We start from the raw sequence: 891 nt of genomic DNA, 5'->3' as shown, positions 1-891 counted from the left end.
CTGCCTGGGGTGCCAGGCTCGTCGGTCACCTCGGTGCTGACTGGAGTCTTGTCCAGGTTCAGGTTTTCGAACTTCCATGCATCTGCGCCGCTGACCGCGTCGATGGCATTGACCACCGGCTGGTTAGTGCCCACATAGACGTTGTCCGGGGCGGTTGCAGTCGCCGAACCGGTGGTGCTGTTGGCTGCCACGACGACAGTGGTGCCGTCGGTCAGCTTGAAGTACAGCTCCGAGTGGTTGTTGATCGGCAGACCGTCTTTGTTGGTCAGGGTGATGGTGTAAGTGATCTCGCCGCCTTCGGTGACCGACGGGGTGGCGGTCAGCTTGGCCACGACTTCGTCGAGGGTGTCGGTCACTTGAACCGAAGCAGCACCACCCAGTTCCAGGTTCTCAAAGGTGTGACCGTCTATATCCACAGCGGACGTGATGCCCAGACTGATCTGGCCTGCGTCCTGGTAGACGTCATCGCCCTGTGCGTCGTGGGTGTACGGCGCGCTGGTTTCACCGGCCTTGATGGTGACCTGGGCGTTGTTGCTCAGGGTCACGACCAGGTCGTGGGCCAGCGGCTGGTTGACGTGCACAGTGAAGGTCGGTTTGACGTTCTCGGCTACCGAAGTCTGGTCAGCAGTAATAGTGACTTTGACGATGTCGCCTTCGTTGCCTGGGGTGCCAGGCTCGTCGGTCACCTCGGTGCTGACTGGAGTCTTGTCCAGGTTCAGGTTTTCGAACTTCCATGCATCTGCGCCGCTGACCGCGTCGATGGCATTGACCACCGGCTGGTTAGTGCCCACATAGACGTTGTCCGGGGCGGTTGCAGTCGCCGAACCGGTGGTGCTGTTGGCTGCCACGACGACGGTGGTGCCGTCGGTCAGCTTGAAGTACAGCTCCGAG

The 891-nt window shown here is 60.9% G+C and carries 1 protein-coding gene; it reads right to left on the bottom strand.

The features are described 5' to 3' along the window. A partial coding sequence (locus FQ668_RS27265) for an immunoglobulin-like domain-containing protein (protein ID WP_369333844.1) occupies window positions 1-891 on the bottom strand: 891 nt, incomplete at both ends.

The sequence above is a fragment of the Pseudomonas sp. Kh14 genome (assembly GCF_900291005.1).
Taxonomy (GTDB): Bacteria; Pseudomonadota; Gammaproteobacteria; order Pseudomonadales; family Pseudomonadaceae; genus Aquipseudomonas; species Aquipseudomonas alloputida.
Note: the sequence above shows the minus strand (reverse complement) of the source record. Positions and strands in the feature narration are given on the sequence as shown.